20 protein-coding genes are annotated in these 22,112 nt (G+C 71.0%); 9 read left to right on the top strand and 11 right to left on the bottom strand.

Features of this window, described 5'->3' with window-relative positions; genetic code table 11:
- The first annotated feature begins 36 nt into the window (after window positions 1-36).
- Complete coding sequence (locus tag ABZS66_RS16910; RefSeq protein WP_354758457.1) at window positions 37-1,239, top strand: cation:proton antiporter; 1,203 nt, start codon at window positions 37-39, stop codon at window positions 1,237-1,239.
- Window positions 1,240-1,256: 17 nt separating this feature from the next.
- On the opposite strand, the gene gnd is transcribed toward ABZS66_RS16910, so the two are convergent.
- Complete coding sequence (gnd, locus tag ABZS66_RS16905; RefSeq protein ID WP_354758455.1) at window positions 1,257-2,267, bottom strand: phosphogluconate dehydrogenase (NAD(+)-dependent, decarboxylating); 1,011 nt, start codon at window positions 2,265-2,267, stop codon at window positions 1,257-1,259.
- 95 nt (window positions 2,268-2,362) lie between these two features.
- Window positions 2,363-3,436 (bottom strand): transaldolase, encoded by a 1,074-nt coding sequence (gene tal, locus ABZS66_RS16900; RefSeq protein ID WP_354758453.1) that lies wholly within the window; start codon window positions 3,434-3,436, stop codon window positions 2,363-2,365.
- 483 nt (window positions 3,437-3,919) lie between these two features.
- Between tal and ABZS66_RS16895 the strand changes: the two genes are divergently transcribed.
- Complete coding sequence (locus tag ABZS66_RS16895; protein ID WP_354758502.1) at window positions 3,920-5,107, top strand: molybdopterin-dependent oxidoreductase; 1,188 nt, start codon at window positions 3,920-3,922, stop codon at window positions 5,105-5,107.
- Window positions 5,104-5,574 (top strand): hypothetical protein, encoded by a 471-nt coding sequence (locus ABZS66_RS16890; RefSeq protein ID WP_354758451.1) that lies wholly within the window; start codon window positions 5,104-5,106, stop codon window positions 5,572-5,574. The genes ABZS66_RS16895 and ABZS66_RS16890 overlap by 4 nt, the downstream gene beginning before the upstream one ends.
- Window positions 5,575-5,608: 34 nt before the next feature.
- Here ABZS66_RS16890 and ABZS66_RS16885 read toward each other — a convergent pair whose 3' ends face one another.
- From ABZS66_RS16885 to ABZS66_RS16875, 3 genes are read right to left on the bottom strand one after another with little or no spacing between them, the layout of a single operon-like run.
- Window positions 5,609-7,078: a glycosyltransferase 87 family protein gene (locus ABZS66_RS16885; RefSeq protein ID WP_354758449.1), complete on the bottom strand. Its 1,470-nt coding sequence runs from the start codon at window positions 7,076-7,078 to the stop codon at window positions 5,609-5,611.
- Window positions 7,075-7,743: a DUF2064 domain-containing protein gene (locus ABZS66_RS16880; RefSeq protein ID WP_354758447.1), complete on the bottom strand. Its 669-nt coding sequence runs from the start codon at window positions 7,741-7,743 to the stop codon at window positions 7,075-7,077. The genes ABZS66_RS16885 and ABZS66_RS16880 overlap by 4 nt, the downstream gene beginning before the upstream one ends.
- Window positions 7,740-8,393, bottom strand: coding sequence for a glycosyltransferase (locus ABZS66_RS16875; protein WP_354758445.1), 654 nt, complete (start codon window positions 8,391-8,393; stop codon window positions 7,740-7,742). Before ABZS66_RS16875 ends, ABZS66_RS16880 begins: the two co-directional genes overlap by 4 nt.
- A gap of 133 nt (window positions 8,394-8,526) precedes the next feature.
- Here ABZS66_RS16875 and ABZS66_RS16870 point away from each other — a divergent pair, with 133 nt between their 5' ends.
- Window positions 8,527-9,579, top strand: a complete 1,053-nt coding sequence (locus tag ABZS66_RS16870) for an NAD-dependent epimerase/dehydratase family protein (protein ID WP_354758443.1) — start codon at window positions 8,527-8,529, stop codon at window positions 9,577-9,579.
- A gap of 53 nt (window positions 9,580-9,632) precedes the next feature.
- Here the strand turns inward: ABZS66_RS16870 and ABZS66_RS16865 are convergent, their stop codons facing one another.
- Window positions 9,633-9,959, bottom strand: coding sequence for a hypothetical protein (locus ABZS66_RS16865; RefSeq protein ID WP_238009874.1), 327 nt, complete (start codon window positions 9,957-9,959; stop codon window positions 9,633-9,635).
- A gap of 201 nt (window positions 9,960-10,160) precedes the next feature.
- Between ABZS66_RS16865 and ABZS66_RS16860 the strand changes: the two genes are divergently transcribed.
- The gene (locus tag ABZS66_RS16860) at window positions 10,161-10,481 is read left to right on the top strand and encodes a hypothetical protein (protein ID WP_354758441.1); all 321 of its coding nucleotides are present in this window, start codon (window positions 10,161-10,163) and stop codon (window positions 10,479-10,481) included.
- Between the two features lie 182 nt (window positions 10,482-10,663).
- Window positions 10,664-11,032, top strand: coding sequence for an MTH938/NDUFAF3 family protein (locus tag ABZS66_RS16855; protein WP_354758439.1), 369 nt, complete (start codon window positions 10,664-10,666; stop codon window positions 11,030-11,032).
- A gap of 60 nt (window positions 11,033-11,092) precedes the next feature.
- On the opposite strand, the gene ABZS66_RS16850 is transcribed toward ABZS66_RS16855, so the two are convergent.
- A complete protein-coding gene (locus ABZS66_RS16850) occupies window positions 11,093-11,863 on the bottom strand; it encodes an endo alpha-1,4 polygalactosaminidase (RefSeq protein ID WP_354758500.1) in 771 nt (256 codons plus the stop codon).
- A 565-nt stretch (window positions 11,864-12,428) separates the two neighbouring features.
- On the opposite strand from ABZS66_RS16850, the gene ABZS66_RS16845 reads away from it, so the two are divergent.
- Window positions 12,429-13,187: an SDR family oxidoreductase gene (locus tag ABZS66_RS16845; protein WP_354758437.1), complete on the top strand. Its 759-nt coding sequence runs from the start codon at window positions 12,429-12,431 to the stop codon at window positions 13,185-13,187.
- Window positions 13,188-13,258: 71 nt separating this feature from the next.
- Here the strand turns inward: ABZS66_RS16845 and ABZS66_RS16840 are convergent, their stop codons facing one another.
- From ABZS66_RS16840 to ABZS66_RS16830, 3 genes are all read right to left on the bottom strand, one after another.
- Complete coding sequence (locus ABZS66_RS16840) at window positions 13,259-13,942, bottom strand: hypothetical protein (protein ID WP_354758435.1); 684 nt, start codon at window positions 13,940-13,942, stop codon at window positions 13,259-13,261.
- Window positions 13,943-14,151: 209 nt separating this feature from the next.
- Complete coding sequence (locus ABZS66_RS16835) at window positions 14,152-17,502, bottom strand: PQQ-dependent sugar dehydrogenase (protein WP_354758433.1); 3,351 nt, start codon at window positions 17,500-17,502, stop codon at window positions 14,152-14,154.
- Between the two features lie 117 nt (window positions 17,503-17,619).
- On the bottom strand, window positions 17,620-18,951 hold the full coding sequence (locus tag ABZS66_RS16830) for a condensation domain-containing protein (protein WP_354758431.1): 1,332 nt from the start codon (window positions 18,949-18,951) through the stop codon (window positions 17,620-17,622).
- A 158-nt stretch (window positions 18,952-19,109) separates the two neighbouring features.
- Between ABZS66_RS16830 and ABZS66_RS16825 the strand changes: the two genes are divergently transcribed.
- The gene (locus ABZS66_RS16825) at window positions 19,110-20,378 is read left to right on the top strand and encodes a calcium-binding protein (RefSeq protein ID WP_354758429.1); all 1,269 of its coding nucleotides are present in this window, start codon (window positions 19,110-19,112) and stop codon (window positions 20,376-20,378) included.
- A 72-nt stretch (window positions 20,379-20,450) separates the two neighbouring features.
- Entirely contained in the window at window positions 20,451-21,224 is a 774-nt protein-coding gene (locus tag ABZS66_RS16820; protein ID WP_354758427.1) for an enoyl-CoA hydratase-related protein, read from the top strand.
- A gap of 208 nt (window positions 21,225-21,432) precedes the next feature.
- Here ABZS66_RS16820 and ABZS66_RS16815 read toward each other — a convergent pair whose 3' ends face one another.
- On the bottom strand, window positions 21,433-22,110 hold the full coding sequence (locus ABZS66_RS16815) for a PaaI family thioesterase (RefSeq protein ID WP_354758498.1): 678 nt from the start codon (window positions 22,108-22,110) through the stop codon (window positions 21,433-21,435).
- Window positions 22,111-22,112: the final 2 nt, after the last annotated feature.

The raw sequence follows: 22,112 nt of genomic DNA, 5'->3' as shown, positions 1-22,112 counted from the left end.
CCCCCGGGAAGGTGCTGAGCCCGAGAGGGGCCGGGCGTGCCCGAGGTTTCGTTCGTGAACCTGTTCTTCGTCGCGCTGATCGCCCTGTGTGCGCCGACCGTCCTGGGCTTCTTCCCCCGGTTGCGCATCCCGTCGGTCGTCGTGGCGATCGCGGCGGGTATCGCGCTGGGCCCCTCCGGACTGAGGCTGATCCGGGTCGACACCCCGGTACAGATCCTCGCCCTGCTCGGGCTGGCGTTCCTGCTGTTCCTGGCGGGCCTCGAGATCGACGTGCGCCGCATGCGCGGCCACCTGCTCCACGTCACGCTCGCGGGCTACGGGTTGACGTTGGTCCTCGGCGGCGTCGCCGGACTGGCGCTCGCCTCCCTGGGCTGGGTGCGCAGCCCGCTGCTGCTCACGGTGACGCTGTCAGCGACCTCGCTGGGCCTGGTCGTTCCGGTGCTCGTCGATGCCGGAGAGACGCAGAGCAGCACCGGGCTGACGGTGATCGCCGCCTCGTCGGTGGCCGAGTTCGGTGGCGTGCTGCTGCTGTCCCTGCTGTTCTCAACGTCGGGCGGCAGCATCGGCGAGCGGATCGTCACCGTCGTCGTGTTCGCGGCGCTGGTCGCCATGGTCGGTGTCACGGGGTGGGCGGCCGGCCGGTCGGTGCGGCTCGGCGGGGTGTTCCTCCGCTTGCAGGACACCACCGCCGAACTGCGTGTGCGGGCGGCGGTGGCGCTGCTCATCGGGTTCGTGGTGCTGGCCCAGCGGTTCGGCCTGGAGACCATTCTCGGGTCGTTCGTGGCCGGCGTCATCGTCGGCGTCGTCGACCGCGACACCACCACGCACCCGAGGTTCCGGGCGAAGCTCGACGCGATCGGATACGGGTTCCTGGTCCCGGTCTTCTTCGTCACCAGCGGGCTGCAACTGGACTTGCGTGGACTGTTCGCCAGCCCCTCGGCGCTGCTGCGGGTGCCCGTGTTCCTGCTCGCGCTGCTGATCGTCCGAGGAGTGCCGGCCGTGCTCTATCGCGGGGCCATCGGGACGCGGGCCACGGCGGCGGTGGCCCTGCTGCAGGCCACCTCGCTCCCGCTGATCGTGACCGCGGCGGCAATCGGGGTCGTGCTCGACCTGTTGTCGCCGGTGAACGCGGCCGCGCTGATCTGCGCGGGCGTGCTGTCCACGCTGATCTTCCCGACGGCCGCGCTGTCGATCCTTCGCCAGCAGGGCCGGCACGGCGCCGAGCGGCAGGCAGGGTAGCGCCGTGCCCGCTCGTATCAGTCCCGCCGCTCCGCGTGGCCGCCGAACTCGCTGCGCATCGCGGAGAGCACCTTGTCGGTGAACTCGCCGAGCCCACGTGACTCGAACCGCTCGATGAGCGCCGTGGTGATCACCGGAGCCGGCACGCTCTCGTCGATCGCGGCCTGGACGGTCCAACGACCCTCACCCGAGTCCGACACCCGCCCGGTGAAGTCGTCCAGCTGGGGTGAACGGGCCAGCGCGTCGGCGGTGAGGTCCACCAGCCACGACCCGACGACCGAGCCGCGCCGCCACACCTCCGCGACCTCGGCGACATCGATGTCGTACCGGTAGGCCTCCGGGTCCCGCAGCGGCGCGGTCTCGGCGTCGACGAGACGCGCGGTCTTGCCGACGTTGGCGTGCCTGATGATTGACAGCCCCTCGCCGATGGCGGCCATCATCCCGTACTCCACCCCGTTGTGGACCATCTTCACGAAGTGGCCGGCACCGTTGGGACCGCAGTGGAGGTACCCTTCCGGGGCGCTCCCGTCACGGGTCCGGCTCGGCGTGGCCGCCGCACTGCCGCGACCGGGTGCGATGCTCCTGAAGATCGGGTCGAGCCGGGCAACCGCCTGCTCCTCACCGCCGATCATCAGGCAGTAGCCACGCTCCAGGCCCCACACCCCGCCGGACGTGCCGCAGTCCACGTAGTGGATCTGGCGCGCGGCGAGCTGCTTCGCGCGGGCGATGTCATCGCGGTAGTACGAGTTCCCGCCGTCGATCACCACGTCATCCTCGTCGAGCAGTGCAACGAGCTGGTCGAGCGTGGACTGCACGGCCGCGGCCGGCACCATCAACCAGACAGCGCGCGGCCGGTCGAGTCTCGCCACGAGATCCGCCAGCGACGTGGCGCCGGCCATACCCTCACCGGCGAGCTCCTGCACGGTGCGCTCAGTGCGGGCGTACCCGACACACGTATGGCCGTCCCGCATCAGGCGACGGACCAGGTTCGCGCCCATCCTCCCCAGTCCGACCATCCCGATCTGCATCGGTCGCTGCGTTGTCATTCTCGTTCCCCCTTCGAGCGACGCCCCCGGCGGCCACCGGGAACGCCCTTGCTCAGTCGAGCCGCAGGCTCTCCACGTCAGGCGACCGCGGCGCGTTGGGTGGAGATCCTTTCCATCAGCTCGTTCCAGGCTGCGACGAACGACTTCGCTCCGTCGGACTGCAGTTTCGCGGCGACGGCGGCCACGTCGACGCCGGCGTCGCGGAAGCGGGCCAGGATCGCGTCGCCGTCGCCACCATCGGCTGGCATCGGCTCCCCGACCTCGCCGTGGTCGTAGAAGGCCTCCAGGGTCGCGTCGGGCATGGTGTCGATCGTGAACGGCGCGGCGAGCCCGTGGACGTAGAGCGTGTCGGAAGCGGCCGGGTCCTTGGTACTGGTGCTGGCCCACAGCAGCCGTTGCATCCGCCCGCCGGAGTTCTGCACGCGCTGGACCCGGTCGGAGTCCATGAGTTGCCGGTACGCCCGGTAGGTGGTGAGTCCGACGGCGAGACCGAGCTGGTCCCTCAGCTCCTGCGGCACGCTCGTCGCGACCGCCGCGTCCCAGCGGGACATGAAGACCGAGGCGACCGACTCCACCGCGGGGTCGAGTTGGCGCTCGATGCGGCGTTCGACGCCGGTCAGGTACGCGTCCGCGGCGGCCCTGTACTGCTCGGCGGAGAACAGCAGGGTGACGTTGATCGGCACGCCGGATGCGATGCACTCGGTGATCGCCGGTAGGCCCTCAGCGGTACCGGGGATCTTGATCAGCAGGTTGGGCCGAGCGGCCCGTGCGTACAGCGTCTTGGCCGCCTCGATGGTCGCCGCCGTGTCGTAGGCGAGCAGTGGCGACACTTCCAGCGAGACCCAGCCGTCGACGCCGTCAGTGCGTTCGTGTACCGGCAGGAACTCGTCGGCCGCGCGCCGCACGTCCTCGATCGCCAGCTCGAAGAACAGCTCCTCGTCGGACAGCCCGGTCCCGGACTTCTGCCGGATCGCGTCGTCGTAGTCGCCGGACTCGATGGCCTTGTCGAAGATCGAGGGATTCGAGGTGAGACCGGTAATGGAGTACTCGTCGATGTAGTGCTGTATCTGGCCGGAGTCGAGCAGGCCCCGGGTGATGTTGTCCAGCCAGAGGCTCTGCCCGTGCTCGTACAGGGTCTGGGTTGCCTTCACGTCCCCTCCTCGGCCGGACCTGGCCGGCCCCGGAACGCCGCCTCGGCAGTGCGCGCCGACGTCCCGAGCCGCCCTCAGTACCAACCAATATCCACAGCGTCCCGGCAGACTCACCCGGACCGAGCGATTGTCGTGCTGCCGGTGGCGGCGTGGCCGAAGGCGGTGCTGACGCACGTGGTCGTCCTCAGGGTGAACTGATCGGGCTCGGCCGTCGGGTCGTCACCCGCCGTATACATTCTCGACGTCAATGCGCATCCGACCGCGGCCTGGACCATCCAGCAGGCTCGCCATCTGTCGACGGGCTTCGGCGACCTCGATCCGCGACCGGGGCACCACATTCGGGGCAAGGGTGGAATGGCAGAGGAGAAGAGGACTTCCGGCAAAACAAGGCGGGGCAGGTCGCCGTCCGGGCCGCCTGGGCCGCCGGGGCCGCTGCGTCGTGGGTTCTGGCGCAGCCCGATCCGAGGTCCGTGGTTGACGTCGGTGTTCGGCCTGGTGCTGCTCGTCGGAGTCAGCGTGATGTTCGTGACCGGTCTGGCTTCGTACGCCGCGTACAACCCCGACCTGGGCAACGACACCACCCCTGACAAAGGGCTGCTGGGCTTCTATTTGTTCGACTGGCCGACGCACCCGGCCTGGCTGTACCGGCTCACCCAGGGCGTCCACGTCACGCTCGGCGTCGTCCTCATCCCCGTCCTGCTGGCCAAGCTGTGGTCGGTCATCCCCAAACTGTTCGACTGGCCTCCCGTCCGCAGCCCCGCGCAGGCGCTGGAACGGCTGTCACTGCTGCTGCTCGTCGGCGGCGCGATCTTCGAGTTCGTCACCGGCATGCTGAACATCCAGCTGTTCTACGTCTTCCCCGGCTCCTTCTACACCCTGCACTTCTACGGCGCCTGGGTCTTCATCGCCGCGTTCGCCGCCCACGTCGCCCTGAAACTCGGCCGGATGACACGGTCACTGCGCTCGCGCAGGATCCGCGACGAACTGCGCACCGACCTGGCCCACACCCGACCTGAACCCGCCGACCGCGACGGCCTGGTGACACCCGCACCCGCACCACCGACCATCTCCCGGCGCGGTGCGCTGGGACTGGTCGGCGCCGGCTCCCTGCTGCTCTTCGTGGTGACCGCCGGACAGAGCATCGGCGGATGGGCCCGATACACGGCACTGCTGGCCCCGCGGAACCGCAACCCGGGTGACGGACCTGGGGGCTTCCAGATCAACAAGACCGCCGCCTCCGTCGGCATCACCGCGGCCGACGTCGGCGACGCCTGGCGGTTGGTCCTGCGCGGTGACGGTCTCGAGCTCACCCTCACCCGGGCGCACCTGCTCCAACTGCCGCAGCACGAGTCCCGGCTGCCGATCGCGTGCGTCGAGGGATGGTCCACCGAGAACCAGCACTGGAGCGGCATACGGCTGGCCCACCTCGCGGACCTCGCCGGACTGCCCGGCGCGGCGAACGTCCTGGTGGAATCCGTGCAGCGCACCGGGTCCTTCCGGTCGGCAGTCCTGCGGGACAACCAGATCCGCGACCCGCGGTCCCTGCTCGCCCTGCGGGTCAACGGCGCCGACCTTTCGCTCGACCACGGCTACCCCGCCCGCGTCATCGTCCCCGCCAACCCCGGTGTGAACAACACCAAATGGGTCGGCGGCCTCACCTTCCGAGCGTGAGCATGACCCGCTTCATCCGATGGTACGGCGCCAACCCGCTGCACCTGCTCGCCCTGATCTGCGCCTTCGCCGTCGCCGGCTACGCGGCCCTGCGGCTCTTCGCGCAGCAGCCGATCGGCGTCGCCGTGTGGCTCGTCGGCGCGGCCGTCGCTCACGACCTCATCCTGTTCCCGCTGTACGCCATCGCCGACCGGTCGGCCCGCTCGGTGCTCCGCCGCCGCGCCGGCAACCTCGGCACACTGCCGTGGATCAATTACCTGCGCGTACCGACGGTACTGTCCGGCCTGCTGCTGATCGCATGGTTTCCGCTCATCCTCGGACTCGTACCCGGCTTCGAAGGCGCCACCGCACTGTCGCCGGACGGCTACCTCGGCCGCTGGCTGGCGATCACCGCCGTCCTGTACGGCGGCGCAGCCGTCGCCTTCGCCCTCGCACTACGCCGGGCGAGGCGCATCGGTGGCGGGTAGTCGCGGCAGGAGGGAGGCCCTGAGGGGCCGCCGCTCACGGATCGACGCTGAGTGGGTGCGGCCCGGACGGCGTCCGGCGTCGACGCAGCACGGCGACGGTGACGACGGTGACCACGGCGGCGGCATAGCCGATTCGCTGTGCGGATTCCGTGGTGAGGTGCAGGTTGGGACCGTACTGGGCGAGGTAGGCGGCTGCCGCGACGGCCAGCCACTCGGTCCGGCCGCCGAGGGCGACAAGCAGTATGAGCAGCAGCGCGTACCACGGGTAGGTGGGCGCGGCGATGATGAGCGCCGTGCCGGTCACGGTGGTGGCGGCCAGCCACGGCTGGTCCGGTTCGGCGGTGCGTCCCGCGCGCAGCGCCACCGCGGCAAGGACGGCGACCGCGACCGGCGCGGCCCAGGCCGTCGGCATGAACAGCGTGAGCAGGGCGAACCGGCCCCCGCTGGCGTAGCCCTCTTCGTTGAGGTACCCCGGGATGTAGCCGACCACCTGGGTGCCGACGGCGAGGACGTGGGGCAGGTAGACCAGGGCGACCGTGCCGGCAACGGCCGTGGCGACGAGGACCGGGCGTCGGCGCAGCACGGCGGGGGTGACCAGCAGCGGGGTGAGCTTGGTGGCGACGGCGAGCCCGAGCAGGACGCCGCCGAGGATGCCGGCGCGGCGGGTGCCCGCCCGGGCGAGGACGAGCAGCGCCAGGCCGGTGAGGAACGCCGCGGCGACGTCGACGTGGGCGTTGTTGCCTGCTTCCAGCGCGACCGTGGGGCACCACGCCCACAACACCGCCAGCCGGGGATCCGCCCGCATGACCCGCAGCCCGATCAGCAGCAGGATCGTGGTGGCCAGCGCGAACCCCGCCATCGTCCGCTGCAGTGGCGCCTCCCGGCCGCTCGGCCAGCCGAGGTACACCGCCGCGAAGATCGCCTGCGCGGCCGGCGGGTAGACCGTGTGCACGGTCGGCCGGTTGATCAGCGTGCAGCCCGGGGCGAGCGGACGGCCGTGGTCGGGGTCGACGGCGTCCGCCGGTACGCACCAGCTCGCACGCACGGGCCACAGGAAGTCGTCGCGCTGGTCGACCAGCTCGGGCGCGGCCGGGACGTACCTGTACGGGTCGATGCCAGTGCTCTGCACCCGGCCGTCCCAGATGTAGCGGTACATGTCGTCGCTGCTGCGGGGCGGCGCGCTTCCGGCCGCCAACGGCAGCACGGTGCCGCCGAGCACGATGAGCACCGTCGCCGTGCGGACCGGGAGCCGGCGTACCTGCCATCCCCCGACGGCGAAGACCAGCCAGGCGGTGCCGACGAACACGACCGCCCGGGCCGGGCCGGTGAGGCGCGGCGCGACCGCATCGGGCTGGGCGACGAGCACGGCGAGGGCCGCCCCGGTCGCGACGGCGCCGGCGGCGGCGAGTCCGCGTCCGATCGGCCGGCGCCATCGGCCGTGTGGGGTTGCCCGCCCGTTGTCGGGGGCCGTGCCGGGTGGGGCGGGCGGCTGGGGGACCGTCACCGCGGGCCGCGTCCTGGCGGTGGCGTAGCCAGGTCGTGCGTCGGCAGGTTGGCGCGTACGGCCGCGGCGAAGCGGCCGTCGGGGCACTGCGTGGCGACGGTACGGGCGTCGCCGGCCGTGTCCACGTCGCGCAGCGCGGGCAGCATGGTGACGGTGAGGCCCCGCCCGGCCAGCGCGGCGAGCGTGTGCCGGCCGGTGTCGGCCGTGGACATCGGCACGCCGCGCAGCACGGCGGCGTGCGCCGGGTCGTGCAGTCCCAGGGTCCACCAGCCACCGTCGTAGGCGGGTCCGAGCACGGCGTCGGCGCCGTCGTGGAGTGCCTGCACTGCGGTTGCCAGCAACGCGGGGGTCAGCTGTGGGGTGTCCATGCCGAGCAGCAGTGCTGCGGTGTCGGGCAGGGCGGTGTCGGCGTAGGCGTGGACCAGCCGCTGCGCGAGGCCGGTGCCGCGCTGGGCCACGGTATGCCAGCCGGCCGGCGCCGGGTACTGCCCGCTGAGCACGATGGTGTGGCGGATCGCGGGGCTGGCGTCGAGGACGTCGATGGTGTCGGCCAGTGCGGCCGCAGCGATCGCGGCCGCCTGCCGGTCCGTGGCGGGTGGGCAGAGCCGGGTCTTGACCCGCCCGGGCACCGGTGCCTTGGCGAACAGCAGGAGTTGGATGTTCACGCGGACAGGACCTTGGCCATGTCGCGGATGGCCTGGGCGGTGCCCCGCACGGTACCGGTGACCTTGGATCGGGTTCCGGCCGCGCGGGGGGCGTAGTCGACGTCGGTCTCGACGATGCGCCACCCGGCCCGAGCCGCCGCGATCACCATTTCGAGGGGGTAGCCGGAACGCCGGTCGCGCAGGCTCAGGCCGAGCAGGTCAGCGCGGCGGGCGGCGCGCATCGGGCCGAGATCGTGCAGCGGGACGCCGATCCCGCGGCGCAGCCGCAGGGCGAGCAGGGCGTTGGCGAGCCGGGCGTGCAGCGGCCAGGCCCGGCGGGTCGTCGGGCGGCGCCGGCCGAGCACCAGGTCGGCGGCGCCGGCGCGGATCGGGTCGGTCACCCGGGGCAGTTGTTGCGGGTCGAACGAACCGTCGGCGTCGCAGAAGCACACGATGTCGGCGGTGGCGGCCAGCAGGCCGGCGTGCGCGGCCGCGCCGAAGCCGCGCTGCGGCACGTGCACGACGGTGGCGCCGTGGGCGGTGGCGACCTCGGGTGAGCCGTCGGTGGAGCCGTTGTCGGCGACGATCGGCCGGTATCCGGCGGGCACGCGTGACAGCAGCCACGGCAGCGCGGGCGCCTCGTTGAGACATGGCAACACAATGTCCGTCACCATCGGACGGTATCCGACGCCGCGGCAGGCCGGTCCTCGGTTCGGCGAACCGAGGACGCTACGGATACTTCGGCGGATAGAGTCGCGGTGGGCGGCTGCTCGCGCAACCGCCCCACGGGGGAAGGATCGGCGGATGCGGGTACTGGTCACCGGCGGTGCCGGGTTCATCGGTGCACCCGTGGTGGCGCTGCTGACGGCGGCCGGGCACGACGTGGTGGCGTTCGACGTGCTGCACCCGGCAGCGCATCGCGGCCCCCACGACGCAGCGTCCGATGTGGATGTACCACTGGTACGTGGCGACGTCCGCGACCCCGGGGCGGTGGCCGCCGCCCTGCGCGGGGTCGACGTGGTGGTGCACCAGGCCGCGATGGTCGGCATGGGCACGGACATGGCCGACGTGCCGGAATACGTCGGCTGCAACGACCTGGGTACCGCGGTGCTGCTTGCCGGGATGGCCCGTGCCGGCCTGCGGCGGCTGGTGCTGGCCAGCTCGATGGTGGTCTACGGCGAGGGGACCTACGCCTGCCCGGCGCACGGCGCGGTCCGGCCGGCCCCGCGTGCGGTGGACGACCTGGCCGCCGGCCGGTTCGAGCCGACCTGCCCGCGCTGCGCCGCGCCGCTGCTCCCGGGACTCGTCGACGAGGACGCACCACTGGAGCCGCGCAGCGTCTACGCGGCGACCAAGGTGGCCCAGGAGCACCTGACCGCGGCCTGGGCAGCTACGGTCGGGGCGAACGCGGTAGCGCTGCGCTACCACAACGTGTACGGGCCACGGATGCCCCGCGACACCCCGTACAGCGGAGTGGCGGCGATCTTCCGCTCCGCGCTGGAGCACGGCGTGGCGCCGCGAGTCTTCGAGGACGGCGGACAGCGGCGCGACTTCATCCACGTCCACGACGTGGCGATGGCGAACGCGGCCGCTCTCGACGCCACCGGCGGGCCACCCGTCGGGTTCCGGGCGTACAACGTCGCCTCCGGCCGGCCACACACGGTGGGTGAGCTGGCCGCGACGCTCGCGACGGCCTGTGGCGGTCCGCCGCCGGTGGTGACCGGCGAGTTCCGTGCCGGCGACGTGCGGCACGTGGTCGCCTCACCCGAACGGGCCCGCCGGGAGCTCGGCTTCACCGCGACGGTCAGCTTCGAGGAGGGCGTCGCCGCGCTTTCCCGCGCGCCGCTTCGGGTCTGAGCAGCGACCACGGGCTGGGCCCCCACCGGATCGCGAACCAGGCGGCAAGCGCTTCAGTCGACGCCGTCAGGTTGCCGTGGCCGCCCGTAGAGGGTGCCCCGCGGCGATTCCAGCGGCAGCCGGGCCATCGCCCGACCGAGCTCCCCCCGCGCCCGCAGGAAGTGCTCGCCCGCCCGCTGCGCCGCCGCCGCGGCCTCCTCATCCACGGACACCGCTGTGCGGCCGAGATCACCGGCGATGTTGTGCAGGCGCCCCATCGACGCCATCAACGGGGCGATGACACGCCCAGGGTCGATCCGGACGTCGGTGGCGAGACAGGCGGCGAGCTCAGCGACGGCGTCGGCCACCTTCTGCGCCAACCGGGTCGGCTCGGATGTCATCGGCACAGCCTAGGCCGCCCATGCGGCGCTCCAGGCCGACCCCGCCGTGGCCGCGGCCCGTGCTGCTGCGGTCGCCGACCGGCGACGCAGCGAGGGAAGGCCGCATAACGTCGCCGGCGAGCAACGGCAACGTCCGATCGGGCCACCAGCAATCGGCGTCTGCCGGTGCCGCTCCGGGCCCGTACCCAATAGCGTTCGGGCATGGACACAAGTGGCGTGATCGGGATACTGGTCGTCGTCGGTGTTGTCGCGACCGTGATTGCGTACGCCGCCGGCTTCGACTCGGCGAAGCAACAGGCGGGCAAGGCTGCAAACGAGACCGCTGAGCAGGTGGCGAAGAGGTTCGCGATCTTCCTCGACAACCTGGACAGCCGAGGTGAGAAGAGCGCGTTCAACGCGTTACGGTCCGCGCTTTCCGAAGATAACGACATGAACAAGCGGATCAATCGGTTGCTCCCGCAAATCCGTGCAGCACGTCAGCAGGGCGGTCAGGCAGGTCGCCAGCAGACCGAGCACCCCTGACGCCAGCGTCGTCAACCTGGTGCCGCACCCGCTCCGGGCGGGCGTGTTCGTGTGCAGGCCCGCGCGGGCCGGACCGTTCGCGGGGCCGCAGAGGCCGGCGGGACTATGCGTCCGTCGACGGCGTACGGGGCCGACGTACGCTAGGACCTGCAGGCGAGCCGCGCGGCCCCCGGAGGTGAACGATGAGACCTCACATCGACGGGACGTCGTTTGGTTCGATCACGGTCAATGGAACCGTCTTTGAACACGACGTCATCATCCGGCCCGACGGGCACGTGAAGAAGCGGAAGAAGAAGCTCTCCAGCGCCGTCTACGGCACCTCGCACACGATCTCCCGGCAAGAGGCCAGATACGTGTACAAGCAGGCAACCGGCGCCGACCGCTTGATCGTAGGCAGCGGCCAGAACGGAAACGTGGAACTCTCGCCCGAGGCGGCGCACTACCTGAAACGAAGGAACGTCCGGATCGTGCTGCTGCCAACACCCAAAGTGATCGGCGTCTGGAACAGGACGAAGGGCACTGCGGTGGGTTTGTTCCACGTAACCTGCTGAGACGTGACCTTGTGACTGCGTGTGGGCGGCGCCGGCGCTGGCCGGCGCCGCCCCTGCGAATCAGCAGGCGTCGTACTTGTACGTGCCGCTGCCCGGCGCCGTGACCAGGACGTCGCGCAGCACGATCGAGATCGACGAGCCCTTGCTGTTGCACGCCTTGGTGAAGGCGTTTCTGGTGTATTCGATGTCGATCACGTTGTTGCCGTACACCGCCGTGTAGTCGCCGCATTCGTTGTAGCGGCCGCACTCCTCCGCGACGGCGAAGTCCAGGCCGGCGTTCTTGCCCGCGGTACCCAGGTCCGTGGTGTTCTTCTGGGCGATCGCCAGGCCTTTGTCGTGGGCGTGCGGAGCCAGCAGCTTCAGGTAGGCGATCGCGTTGGCCTTGGTCAGCAGGCCGTCCGAACGCTCGTAGGAGTCGATGTTGTCCGGCTCCACGGCCTTGAAGCCCCTGGCGGCACAGCCGTCGATCCAGCCGTTGACGATCGCCGCGACGGCGTTGCGTTTGGCCGCGGTGGAGACGTCGAGCAGATTCTCGCCCCAGTCGCCGTCGACGACATACTCGCCACTGGCGTCCTTCAACAGCAGGTCGTCGTGGTTCGCCTGCCACCACGAGATCTCGTCCGGCTGAGTCTGGAACGCATTGACGTAGCAGATGTTGTACAGCCCCGCAGCGGGAGTCGCCGTCCGGTCGCGGCTGACGACCTGAACCCCGGACGGAGGCGTGTACGGGCTGCCGATCTGGTAGTCGAACTTCGCGTTGACCGGCGGCAGGGTGTAGGTGGCGGCATCGGCGGGCCCGATGCCGAAGCTGATGACGGCCATGGCCGCCATGACGAGGACGCCACTGAGGCGCAGTGCGGAGAACACAGGTGAGACTCCGAGGAGGTTCGGGATCTGCCCCGCCTCGGGTGCTGAGCACCCTGGCGACCTGGTTGCCGGGCTCGAGAGAGGCTCCACTACCGGCTGGGCTCGATCGCATCCTGTGCGATCGATTCAACTGGTCCGAACAGACGGATGTCAATAGCCGCGCCGTATATGGTTCGCGGGTGTTGTTCGCGCCTACACGTCGAGAAATGTCCTTCCGCCACAACGGCGATCACCTCGTCGGTGACCTGCACCTGCCACCGACCGCTAGCGCCGAATCGCCAGGTCCGGGCACACCGATCACCAGGTCGTCGTATTTCCCGGTGCCGACCATGGCATCTTCGTTCCAGACCCGGCGCCGCAGTGAACCAGGTTTACTCGGACGATTGCCGGGCACCGCAGTCAGCTACTCAGCGTCATCACGCGCGGCGTCCTGGCGTGGCTGCTCATCGCAGAACTGCCGCTCGCGCTCTGCCGCAGCGCGACCGTCCCCGCTGCGCCGCGCAGGTCCAAACTCCCCCGGGAGGCCGGCATGACGAACGTTCAGCAGGGCGGCAGGGTCGCCCTCATCACGGGTGCGAGCAGGGGAATCGGCGCAGCCGTGGCCCGGTCGCTGGCATCGCAGGGGATGCAGGTCGTGGTCAACTACCACAGCAGCCGCGACAAGGCGGACGACGTGGTCGCGTCGATCCGCTCCGCCGGCGGCCGGGCGATGGCCGTGCAGGCCGACGTGCGCGACGGGGACGCCGTGCTCGGCATGGTCGAGCAGGTCCGGGCCGCCATGGGCGAGGTGGAGGTCCTGATCCACAACGCCTTGATCCCGTACGCCGTCAAGTCGTTCGAGGAGATCTCGGTCGACGAACTGGCCGGCAAGGTGGAGCAGGAAGTGCGAGCGGCCTTCCTGGTGACGAAGGCCGTTGTCCCCGGCATGATCTCGCGCGGCTACGGACGGATCGTCTACCTCGGCGCCGTGTTGAGCCGGCGGCCGAATGCGGGAATGATCGCGCTCGGAACCGCGAAGGCGGCCTTGAGCTCGTTTGCCCGCTTTGTGGCGCAGGAGCTGGGGCCTCGCGGGATCACCGTCAACGTGGTGGCCCCGGGGCCGGTGAGTGGTCTCCTCCACGCCGCCCTCGATCAGGAACAGCAGCAGCGCATGGCGGCCCAGACGGCGCTGGGCCGCATCGCCTCCCCCGACGACGTGGCCAGGGCCGTCACCTTCTACGCCGGCGACGACAGCGGATTCATCACGGGCACGACCGCGCCGGTCAACGGCGGACTGACCATGGACTGACGCATCCCCTGCTCCTGGTCCGCGCGGCTCGCCTCCCGCCCGGGTGACCCCGTCCGGCGGTCCGTGCCGGGTCACACAGCCGCGACGACCGCGAACAGCACGAGGGAGGCGGCGATCGGCAGGAGAATCGACCACAGGCAGCCGACGCCGCCGCTGACCGGGTTCGCCGGAGTGCGGTCGGACCAGGCGCGGTCGCGCCACAGCGGGCGGGTCTCCAGCAGCAGGTACAGCGGCGCGCCGAGCTGGCCGACGGTGAACAGCCAGAACCAGGCCCAGCGGTTGCCGTACCGGTGGCGGGACGTGGCGAGCATGAGCGCGAACGTGCCGATCCAAGCCACGACGGTGAGCGCCTGCAGCGGCGACCACGTCACGCGGCCAGGCCACCACTCCCGCTGCCGGGCTTCGCGGACGTTCAGCGTGACGTCGGCTCCGGACGCCTCGATCCGCTGCTGCAGCCACTGGAGGTTGGGGTCGGCCGCCGACATGTTGGTCGTGGGCGGGTGCGGTGCGAGCGTCGTCTGGTGCCAGCGCCACCCGTCGACGGACCAGCGGACCTCGTCGAAATCGCGCTGGTACTCCAGATAGGTCACGCGACCGGCGTCGAGGTCGGCGACGAGATCCTGCTCGGATCGCACGTCCGGGAAGGCGGCGAGAACGACGCTGCCACCCCCCGCGAGGAGGACGAGGAGCACCACCAGCCGCACGCCGGCGGTGATCCAGTCCGTGGCCCGCCATTGTCCGGTCATCGTCGCCATGCCGCCCCCGTCCCGCTCGCGGCCCAGTGTCCCAGCCTGGGGCAAGCCGGGTCGATGGATGCCCCAGGAGCCCAGGAGCCTCTCGCATCGAATCGTGCAGGTGGGCATGGGCGACGAGCCGTTGCGGCGGCTGGACGACAACCCCCGCCACAGCATCAATCACGATCCCGGCACTGAAGGAATGACCGGCGGTGAGCCCGGCGATACGGTCACCCGCTGGGCGCGGAGCTGGCCGGGGTGAAGACCACCGCCGTGCCGGTGGCGAGGCGCGGCTGGTTGTACGAGAACTGGGTCGCCGCCGTGCCGGACGCGTTCTCCACGCCGACCGTGGCGTTGCTGCCGCGTTCGACGTCGTTGTCGAGCGAGTCGTAGTACAGCGTGATCCGCCCGTCGGGGGCGAACACCACGGAGAACGACAGCCGCCGGCTGTTGTTGCCGTACGGGCGAACGTTGCGCCACTCGACGACCACCCCGCCGGCGGCCTGACCCATCCGCACGGACGCCTGCGCGTCGACCACCAGGTCCTGCCAGCACGGGTACACCGCGGCGTTGGGTTGCGCCGTTGTCGGCAGCGCGCTGTGCTCGACGTACGCGATGCCCGGGTTGACGAAGCTGAGCATGCCGTTGGTGTCGATCCACGCGGTGGTGTACGTCTGCCCGTACAGCTGCACCGGCGCGGGCAGGGTGACCTGCTGGATGTTGTCGTCACCGGACAGGGGCACGACATTGCCGGCGGTGACGAAGGGCGCCGCGGCCGTCGACACCGTGTACCCACCGGAAGCCGGTGGTGGCGGCGGTGGCGGTGGGGGCGACGACGACGGGGTGTAGACGACCGCCTGCCCCGAGCGCATCGCGGGCGCGTTGTACGACTGTTGCGCTCCCCCGATGCCGACGGTCGCACCGGCACCCCGCTCGGCGTCGTTGTCGAGCTCGGCGTAGTTCGTCACCACGCCGCCGTCGCCGGAGAGGATCACCTCGAACGTGAGCCGCCGCGACGTGTTGCCGTAGATGTGGACGTTGCGCCACTCGATGACGACCCGGCCGTCGACCACAGCCGTCCTCACCGACGCCTGCGCGTCGACCACCAGATCGTCCCAGAACGGATACACGGCGGCGCTCGGCGCCGGTGACAGCGCGGTGTTGGCGGCGTTGGATCTGCCCGGGTCGGTGAAGCTGACGACGCCGTTGGTGTCCACCCACGCGCTGGTGTACGTCTGCCCGTACAGCTTCACGGGCGTCGGCAGCGCGATCCGGGTCACGGCGTCATCGCCGGCGAGCGGCAGGATCGTGCCGGCGCTGACGAACGGACGCGCCTGCGTCGCGACGGTGTAGCCGCCGGTCGACGTGGTGGTGGTGGTCGGGTAGGACGCGGTGTACGTGGTGGGCGTCGCCGGCGCGGTGATCACCTGCGTCGCGCTCCCGCCCTGCGACCAGGAGCCGAAGGTGTACGTCGACTGCGTGGCCGGTGCGGAGACGGTGACCGTCGAGCCCTGGATCACCGTGCGGGTGAACGGGGTGGCGCCGCTCGACGGGCCGACGGTGAGCTGGAGGCCCGGCGGATTCGTGGCGAACGACAGGTCCACCGTCTTCGGGTCGAGGCGCAGCGTGGTGGTACCGCTGAGGCCTCCGCTGTCGGTGGCGGTGAGCCGGAGCTCCAGGTACGACGGGTACTCGTGGTCGGCACCGATGAACGAGCCCGACGCCGCACCGGCCCAGCTCTGCAGCGCGTGCGTGTGGCAGTTGTCGGCGGCGGAGCAGTGCTGCAGCAGCAGATCCCAGCGCAGGCTGCTCGCCGGCAGGTTCCCGTCCTGCGGATCGGTGGCGTGACCGGTGAAGGTCAGGGTCTGCCCGGTGGCCCACCGCGTGCCGGCGACGGGCGTGTCGATGACCGGGGTCGGCGCGGCGGTGCCGGCCCGGATCTGGACCGTCGCGGTGTCTGAGAGCCCACCCGCGTCGGTGACCCGCAGCCGTGCGGTGTACGTGCCGGCCGCGCCGTAGGTGTAGCTCGCCGTCGCGCCGGTCGCGTCGAAGGTGCCGTCGCCGGTGAAGTCCCATTGGTAGGTGAGGATGTCCCCCGCGTCCGGGTCTCTCGTGCCGGCCGCGCTGAAGCTGACGGCCAGCGGCGGCGGGCCGGCGGTCGGGGTCGCCGCGGCGGCGGCCACCGGCGGCTGGTTGCCGCTGCTGTACCGGATCCGGCGGACGGTGCCGCCGAGCAGGTCGACGTAGTACAGGTCGCCGCCGGGACCGACGGCGAGGTCGACCGGGGTGGCGACGCCGGGCGCGAACGCCACCATGCCGGCGCCGGGCAGGCTGGCGTAGATGCATTGCCGGGCGTAGTCGGCGAAGAACATGGCGCCCGCGTACTGTGCGGGGAAGCTGCCGCCGCTGGCCGGGTAGAACGCCAGACCCGTCGGCGCGGAGCCGCCGGACGGGCACGGGTCGGCGCTGCCGGCGACCTTGTCGACGTGCGCGTACTCCACCTGCGGGGGCGTGGCGGTACCGGCGCTGTACAGGCTCTCGCACAGGCTCAGGTCGGCGTTGTTGAACCCGGGCTGCTGGCGGCTGCCCTCGTAGCACGGCCAGCCGAAGTTCGTCGGTGCCGGCGCGACCGGGTTGGGCAGCCGGTTGATCTCCTCCCAGTTGCGCCAACCGGAGTCGGCGATCCAGGCCTCGGTCGTGCCTGGGCGGAACGTCCAGCGGAACGGGTTGCGCAGCCCCATCGCCACGATGCGGCGCGCGTTCGCGTCGGAACCCGTCGAGTAGAGCGGGTTGCCGGGCCTCGCGGCGCCGGTGAGCGGGTCGACCCGGATCAGGGTGCCGCTGAGGCCGGTCGGGTCGTTCGGCGTGCGCAGGTCCTGGGCGCGCAGCGCGCCGCCCTCCGCGCTCGGCGGGCTCATCGCGCCACCGGTGCCGCCGGGCGGGTCGCCGCACGGGTTGGCGGGGCTGCCCGTCTGTCCCCAGTCGGTGTACGACGCCGTCGCTCCCTCGCCGCCGGTCACGTAGAGCGCGCCGTCCGGCCCGATCTGGACGTCGCCCATGTGGTGCGACTCGAACTGCACGCACCAGTCGTTGAGCAGCACGTGCTCCACGCCGCCGCTCAGCCGGGACACCCGGCCGCTGGCGACGCATCCCTGGCTGGGCGTCGCACAGCGGTCGTTGTAGACCGGCGCGACCCCGCCGACCGGCGCGTCGTACGAGTAGCTCACGTACACGTTCGGGTTCGCCGGGAAGTCCGGCGGTACCGCGAGGCCGAGCAGGCCCAGATCCTCGTAGCTGTAGACGTTGGTCGTCAGGTCCGCGAAGACGTCCGGGCTGGGGTCGGAGACGCCGTCGAAGACCTTGACAACGCCCTTCTTCTCGGCCACGAAGACCCGTCCGTCCGGGGCGAAGACGACCTTCGTCGGATGGTCGAGCCCGGCGAAGACGACCTGTTCGCTGAAGCCGCTCGGCAGCGATGTGCTCGCGCCGGCCGCCGTGGCACGGCTGAGCGCGGCCGCGGCCAGCGGTACGGCCACGCTCAGGGCGACCAGGGCGGACAGCATCAGGCGGCGAGCACGCATCACTCGTCGGATCGTCCCAGTCGCGGCCGCGCTGTGGACCACACCGGGTGTGGGATGCCCCCGGCCGCGACCGGATCACCCGTCTGCGGCCCGTGGGCCGGGCGGTGCGGGACCGTCTCAGCTCGGATGGGGTACCAGATCGAGCGCGGCCTCGACAGCGATCTCTTCCATCCCGTACAGGAACGCCTCCGCGTCGCCGGGCGAGACGAAATGGGTGTCCATGAACACGGTGATCTGGATGGTGTCCGGTACGTCGTCGATGTGGACGAACAGCCGCTCGAAGGGATCGTCCTGCTGGATCGTCCAGCGGAACGTGGTACGACCGCCGGCGAGCGCCTCGCGGATCTGTGCCGGCGTCGGTGCCGGGCCGCTCGAGCCCGCTCGCGTGTTGATGCGGCGGTCGTTGTAGAAGCAGCCGAGGTCGAAGTCCGGGCCCCGGTCCCGGGCCACGCTCGCGATCAGGTCGTCCAGCTGTACCGGATGGAAGTAGGCGTGCTTGTACGCCGTCATCGCCGCCCGCCGGGTCCGCGCCAGTGCCTCCGCGAAGGGCACCCCCGCAACGTCCAGCGCGCACAGACCGCTTTCGGCAACAGTGCACACCACGTCGGCGAGCCCGGCACGGAACCGGTTGTTCACCGTGGGCCGGAACACCACCGGGTTGATGCCGGTCATCCGGTGCAGCGCCACCCCGTAGACGGCCATCAGTACCGGCGTGGCGTCCATACCGGCCCGGTCGGCGATCGCCTGTGTCGCCAGGTGCAGCGCCGGCGATCTGAACTCGCCCCGCCAGTGGCGTGGCTGCCGCCGGTCGTCCGAGCCGGCGAACCGGCGCACCGGGATGGTCCGCAGCAGCCGTTCCCAGTAGCGCAGCGCCGCCTCGTTCTGCCGGACACCGGCCGGCGAGCGCTGCCAGCGGGCCTGCTCCAGCGGCTGCATCCCCTTGACCGGCGCGGCTTCCCGGGCGTCGAGCTCGGCGATCATCAGCGCAGCGCCCGAACCGTCGGCGACCAGGTGACACATGATGATGACCAGGTGCGTCGGCAGCCCCGCCCGGAGCACCACGCCCATGCGCAGCGGCCACTGGGTCACGAAGTCGTAGTCGGTCTCCTCGTACCGCTGCCGCATCGCCTCAGCGACCTCTGCCGGGTCGTCGTCGCCCGCGTCGACAACGTCCAGCGCGGTCTCACCCGAGCTGGAGACCACCTGCGACGGTCGGCCGTCGGCGTCGAAGCGCAGCCGGGTCCGCATCGGCTGGTAGCGGCTCATCAGGTACCGGAGGCTCTCCACGACGTCGTTGAGGCTGGTGCCGGCCGGCAACGGCGTCGCGCCGCCCATGGGCAGCCAGGAGTTCTGGCGCCGCATCGCCATCCACAGGTCCAGCTGGCCCCAGGACAAGTCGTCGACGCCGGAACCCTCGCCCTCGAAGGCGACAATGATCTGCTCTGCCATGCCACCAACCTTCCGTGATACCCCGACGTCCGTCGATCACCCGGCAATATAGTACAGAGTCTTAACAGATACGCCGGAGCGAAGTCGCGACGAGTTGAACGGAGTCGGATCTCGCACAGATCGCCGGAGACGATCTCCGGGCGTGTTACCAACGCGGGATGAGGCGACTCGGTCGGTTCGGCGCCGCGGCAATGCTGGGCGTGGCAACGGTCATCCTGTGGTCGGCACCGGCGCATGCGGCGGTGGGCGGCGAGGTCGAAGTCGGCATCGACGGCAACCTCGACTTCGACGGGGCACCAGGCACGGTCAACACCCTGACGGTGACGAAGAGCGGCACGACGGTGACGCTCGACGACACCCACGACATCGACATCACCGGCAACTGCGTCCATCCGAACGCGGGCGACCTGACGTTCGTGCAGTGCACGGTGGCGCCGGTCTCCCCCGACGTCACGATCGAGCCCGGCGACATGGGTGACACCGTGGTCATCGTCGGCGGTGGTTCGGTGCACTGGCTGATCGGGCCGGGCGACGGCAACGACACCGTCAACCTGCTCGGCGTCACCGTCGGCGGCAGCAACGTCAACGGCGGCAACGGCAACGACCGCATCCTCAGCAGCCCGTACGGCGAGAACATCAACGGCGGCGCCGACACCGACACCGTCAGCTACACCGACCGCGCCTGCGCGGTGACCGTGAACCTCGGGACCGGCACCGGCGGCTGCGCCGGAGAGAACGACGCCCTGCAGAACGTCGAGGGCGTCGTCGGCAGCGACCACGACGACACGCTCACCGGCGGCGCCGGCAACGACACGCTCGAAGGCGGCCCCGGCGACGACACCCTGTCCGGTGGCGGCGGCAACGACCTGCTCGTCGGCGGGGTGGACACCGACGTCATGAGCGGCGGTACCGGCACGGACACCGCGAGCTACTGGAAGCATCCGGCCGGGGTCACCGCCTCGCTCGACGACACCGCCAACGACGGCATGCCGGGCGAGAACGACCACATCGAGGGCGACGTCGAGAACCTCACCGGCAGTACGTACGGCGACACGCTCTCGGGCAACTCGGCGGCCAACGCGATCGACGGCGACGCCCCGCCATACCCGCTCGCCATGATCGGTTACGGCGCCGCCGACGTCATCTTCACCAACGGCGGTGGCGACGGCGTGTGGGGCCGGGGCGGTGACGACACCGTCTACGGCTCCTGGGGCCACGACGTGATCCGCGGCGGGTACGGCGACGACGAACTGTACGGCGGCGGCCACGAGGACGCGCTGTACGGCGACGCCGGCGAGGACACACTCTGGGGCGGGTCCGGCTACGACACGCTCGACGGCGGCAGCGACCTCGACTGGTGCCACGCGGAGGGTGAGGGCGCACAGAAGACGAACTGCGAACGCCCACTGGTGATCGTCTGGCCCTGACCGGGCGCCACGGACCCCTGAACCGAGCCATTCGCCTTCCAGCGCGCACCGGAGCGACGTAGCGTCAAAATCATGGGCGAGTACGAACATATCCTTCTCGAACGCGACAAGGACACCGTCACCGTCACGATGAACCGCGCTTCGCGGCGCAACTCCCTGTCGGCGGATCATCTCGCCGAGCTGCTGGCGGCGTTCCGCGAAACCGGGCGAACCGATGCATCCGGCATCGTGCTGGCCGGAGCCGGTCCGGTGTTCTCCTCGGGCCACGACTTCGGTGACGTTGCCGCCCGGGACCTCGCTGGAACCCGCGACCTGTTGCGGTTGTGCACCGACCTGATGCAGACGATCCAGTCTGTACCCCAGGTGGTGATCGCTCGGGTGCACGGGCTGGCCACTGCGGCGGGCTGTCAGTTGGTCGCGTCCTGCGACCTTGCCGTCGCCGCACGGTCGGCCGGTTTCGCGCTGCCCGGCGGCAAAGGCGGTTGGTTCTGCCATACCCCAGCGGTGCCGGTGGCCCGGTCGGTCGGGCGCAAGCGACTGATGGAGCTCGCGCTCACCGGCGACGTGATCGATGCGGCAACGGCCCTCGACTGGGGCCTGGTCAACCGGGTCGTACCGGACGAGGATCTCGACGACGCCGTCGCCGAACTCCTGGACCGGGCGACGCGGGGCAGCCGCGCGAGCAAGGCGCTGGGCAAGCAGACCCTGTACGCACAGCTCGACCGTCCCGAGGCGGACGCGTACACGATCACACTCGAAGTGATGGCGGCAGCCTCACAAACCCCGGCCGCTCACGAGGGCATGGCCGCCTTCCTGGACAAGCGCACTCCAGACTGGCGCGACTAGCGTTAGTTCGCCGGCGCGGGCCGCTCGTGCTGCCTAGCCGGAAGCCTGTCGTCTGTGCGCCGACACATCCGCGGGCCGCTTGTCGAGCGGCAGCGCGGCGACGGTCTCCAGGGCTTCGTGCGTTGCGTCGTGGCCGGTCGGGGGGTCGTGGACCTGCCAGCCGGGATCGGTTTGGAGTCGGGCGTGGAGCTCGGCGAAGGGTGCGCGGTCAGCGGCGCGCATCGCCGGCGTCGGCCGGCACAGGGACCCCATGTAGGCGGCGCAGATCCGAGCCGAGCATCCTCACTGCCTGCTCGCGGCTCAGCTCGATGAAGGCTCCCTCCCCCTCTGCCAGCACCGTATCGGGGTCCGCGTCGGTACACACCGACCCGTGCATGGTCATGCGCCGACCATCGACGTTCACCACGGCGGCGGTGACGACGAGCGGCACCCCGATCGGGACCGGCCTTCGGTAGCGGACCGACAGCCCGCCGGTCACGCTCGGCCACACCCGGCGGGTGGCCGCCGTCCCGAGGACCTCGTCGAGCAGCAGGGCGATGATCCCGCCGTGCGCGACACCGACATGCCCCTCGTACAGCGGCCCGAGCGTCACCCGACCCACCGTCGCCGTCGTTCCGCCTTCTGCCGGGTCGTAGCGCAACGGAGGTGCGATCGGGCTCGCCTCGCCGGTGACCGGTGTGAACATCCGGATGCCCCGGTCCAGATCGTCGATCGCGGCCAGGCTCACCGCCGGGCGCACCCTGCGGGCAAGCCGAGCGCCGAGCGCACGGACCTCGCCCGCGACGACATCGAGTTCCTCGACGGTCGCCTCGGTCAGCGCGGCGGCGTTGTTGAGCACCCGAAGCGCCTCGCCGAGTTCACGTGCCGCCCGCCGTCTGTCGTGCATGT

Origin of the sequence: Dactylosporangium sp. NPDC005572, assembly GCF_040605515.1 — a bacterium.
Lineage (GTDB): Bacteria > Actinomycetota > Actinomycetes > Mycobacteriales > Micromonosporaceae > Dactylosporangium.
The sequence above is the reverse complement of the archived record's forward strand: the minus strand, read 5'-3'. Positions and strand labels throughout refer to the sequence as shown.